We start from the raw sequence: 2973 nt of genomic DNA, 5'->3' as shown, positions 1-2973 counted from the left end.
AGCCGATATGAATGAATATAGAAATACTCATGAGATGTTACGTAAAACGTTGCTAGCACTAATGTCAAACGTTATTGTTCTTGATAAGAAAGCCCTGTTTATTAACTCCCAGTATATTGCAAGAATAAACCTTCATGATATTCCATTCCTGTTAAGAAATGATTTTATAAAAATGAAATCTGATTTAGAGAGATTGCAGGAGAAAACATCACCATCATCTAATCAGAATGATGATTTTTACCTATTAAACAATGAGTTAATTAATATTTATACAAAACTAACGGCCTGGATTGCTATTGATGGTTATATCGAAAACCAGAATATCATGATCCACTCTAACCACGGATATTTTTGGACAACCCATTAGTCTAAAAAATGATAAGTCAAACGTTATGGCAGCTTATAAAAACTGCCTATTTTCTCTGATCGTTGATATCTTTTTTTTAGCCATCTTTTTTATATTTTTAACGTATCACAGGTCGTGGCCCTTTCCTACTTGCGCCTCTCTGCTTCATTATTAACCACTACGTTAAGGCTCCGGCGGCTCAACATCCGGAACATCTGTACCCGGGTTGCAGTGAAATAATCAGCAGGAAGGAAAAAACAGCCAAAGGAAGGGTGAAAACGAGAAATAGACCGAGACGTTACTCACGGTAAAAAGCAAAAAGGGCTTGTCTTTCGACAAGCCCTTTTCTAATTTGGCGGAAGCGTAGAGATTCGAACTCTAGAACCCTTTCGGGTCGCCGGTTTTCAAGACCGGTGCCTTCAACCGCTCGGCCACGCTTCCAATGAGGCGCACTATAAACATCCCGAACGGACCTGTAAAGCACCAAAACGTTCGTTTGCCTGAAAAACAGCCAAAATGTTGTTATTCGCCTGAAAAAACAACAAAATGGCTATTTTTACGACGCTTTATTCCTCAAATTTCTGCTTAATGCTTCTTGATGTAGATATCTTTCGTGGAGAAATTCCCCAGGCGATCCGGCGCAAATCCGCCCACCCACGGTTTTACCAGGTGCGTGCGTACGTAGTGATAGACCGGAATAGCCGGTACATCGCGCGCCAGCAGGTCTTCGGCCTTCTGGTAATCACGCGCACGCTGGGCGACATCCTGCGTCTTCGCCGCGTCGCGTAGCGCCTCGTCATAGTCCGGGTTGCTGTACTTCGCCGTATTCTCACTGTCGCCGGTACGGAAGGTGTTGAGGAACGTCGAGGCGTCGTCGTAGTCTGCAATCCAGGCGTAGCGCACAACGTCAAAGTTGCCGGTATGCATCGCATCCAGCATGGTCTTCCATTCCTGGTTTTGCAGCTTGGCTTCAACGCCGAGATTTTTCTTCCACATCGAGGCTGCCGCTATCGCGATGCGCTGGTGTGATTCCGACGTGTTGTACAGCAGGTTGAACGACAGTGGGTGCGCGTCATTAAATCCGGCTTCCGCCAGCAGCTTTTTCGCTTCAGCCATACGCTTATCGCGCGGCCAGGAGGCGTAATCAGGGCCGTGCAGCTTCACGCCGCCAATATCCGGCTGGCTAATCACCCATGCCGGGCTTTGCCCCTGCCCTAACACTTTGTCGGCAATAATGTCTTTATCCAGCGCCATATTCAGCGCGCGGCGCACACGGGCATCGTTAAACGGTGGTTTCGTGGTGTTGAACTCATAGTAGTAGGTCGCCAACTGCGGCTTAACGTCCACCTGATCGCCGAGCGTCTTTTTCAACTGGCTGAACTGGTTAATCGGTAAGGTGTAGACGATATCCACTTCACCCGCTTTATAGCGGTTCACATCAGAAGCTTCAGAGCGAATAGGCAGGTAGGTTACTTTATTAACCACGGTCTTCGCGTTGTCCCAGTAACGTGGGTTTCGCTCGGCCACAATGCGCTCGTTAACCACCCACTGCGACAGTGTGTAAGCACCGCTGCTAACAAAGTGCTCCGGCTTCACCCATTTATCACCAAACTGGCCGATCAGCACTTTATCCAGCGGCACCATTGATGGATGCGCAAGCATGGCGAGGAAGGCGGAGTTGGGCTGCGTCAGGGTAACTTCGACCGTGGTGTCATTCAGCGCCTTCACGCCGAGGGTATCCGGGGCCTTCTTACCTAAGGCGATATCCGCCGCGTTCACTATATGCATATTGCCTGGGTAACTGGCGTAAGGCGATGCGGTGGTTGGCGTGACCAGACGCTGCCAGCTCCAGACCACATCTTGTGCGGTAATCGCTGAACCATCAGACCAGGTAATGCCTGGGCGCAGATGGAACGTCCAGACGGTATTGTCCTTATTGTCCCAGGATTCCGCCAGCCGCGGCTCAATGCTACCGTCGGGCTTCACCGCCACCAGCCCATCAAACATATCGTTGAGGATGTTGAACTCAACATCACTCTCAACTTTATGCGGATCAAGTGAGGCAGGTTCATTGCCGTTGCCGCGTACCAGCTCCTGTTTATCGGCAAGCACGGTACCTTGCGGCACGTTTGCCGCCTGAACGGTTGCGGTTATACCTAGCGCCAATAGCGCGATCGTGACGTTGTTATAGTGTTTTAATTTCATTTCCATTGCCTTGTTGTTATAACCCTCTTCACTGTTAGCATGAAGCCGCAACAACGCAAATGCTTTCAACAACCTATAAGAGTTTGATCTCGATCTTCGTGATTTTATTAATGGAATTTGTGACCCACCAGTAATACCCTGATTCGACAGAGTAAAGATGGGTAAAATCATTAGGGAATAAAGAAGAGATTTTTTATTCTGTCTCACTAATAACATCTGTCATATAAAGGGTGACTTATGGATCGCATAATTACTTCATCGCGTGACCGCTCATCGCTGCTGAGCACACACAAAGTTCTGCGTAACACCTATTTTCTGCTGAGCCTGACGCTGGCGTTTTCCGCCATTACCGCAACAGCCAGCACCGTGCTGATGCTGCCGTCTCCGGGCCTTATTCTGACGCTGGTCGGCATGTATGGTTT

General features: G+C 48.5%; 2 protein-coding genes, 1 tRNA gene and 1 pseudogene. 2 read left to right on the top strand and 2 right to left on the bottom strand.

What is annotated here, in order from left to right:
* A partial coding sequence (locus GKAS_RS23120; protein WP_167540437.1) for a hypothetical protein occupies positions 1-367 on the top strand: 367 nt, incomplete at its 5' end.
* Between the two features lie 332 nt (positions 368-699).
* Here GKAS_RS23120 and GKAS_RS23115 read toward each other — a convergent pair.
* Both GKAS_RS23115 and GKAS_RS23110 read right to left on the bottom strand, forming a co-directional pair.
* Positions 700-787 (bottom strand) — tRNA-Ser (locus tag GKAS_RS23115).
* A 144-nt stretch (positions 788-931) separates the two neighbouring features.
* Entirely contained in the window at positions 932-2551 is a 1620-nt protein-coding gene (locus GKAS_RS23110) for an ABC transporter substrate-binding protein (RefSeq protein ID WP_035897852.1), read from the bottom strand.
* 237 nt (positions 2552-2788) lie between these two features.
* Here GKAS_RS23110 and GKAS_RS23105 point away from each other — a divergent pair.
* Positions 2789-2973: pseudogene (locus GKAS_RS23105) on the top strand (FtsH protease modulator YccA); the annotation flags it as partial.

This window comes from Kluyvera ascorbata ATCC 33433 (assembly GCF_000735365.1).
Lineage (GTDB): Bacteria > Pseudomonadota > Gammaproteobacteria > Enterobacterales > Enterobacteriaceae > Kluyvera > Kluyvera ascorbata.
The sequence above is the reverse complement of the archived record's forward strand: the minus strand, read 5'-3'. Positions and strand labels throughout refer to the sequence as shown.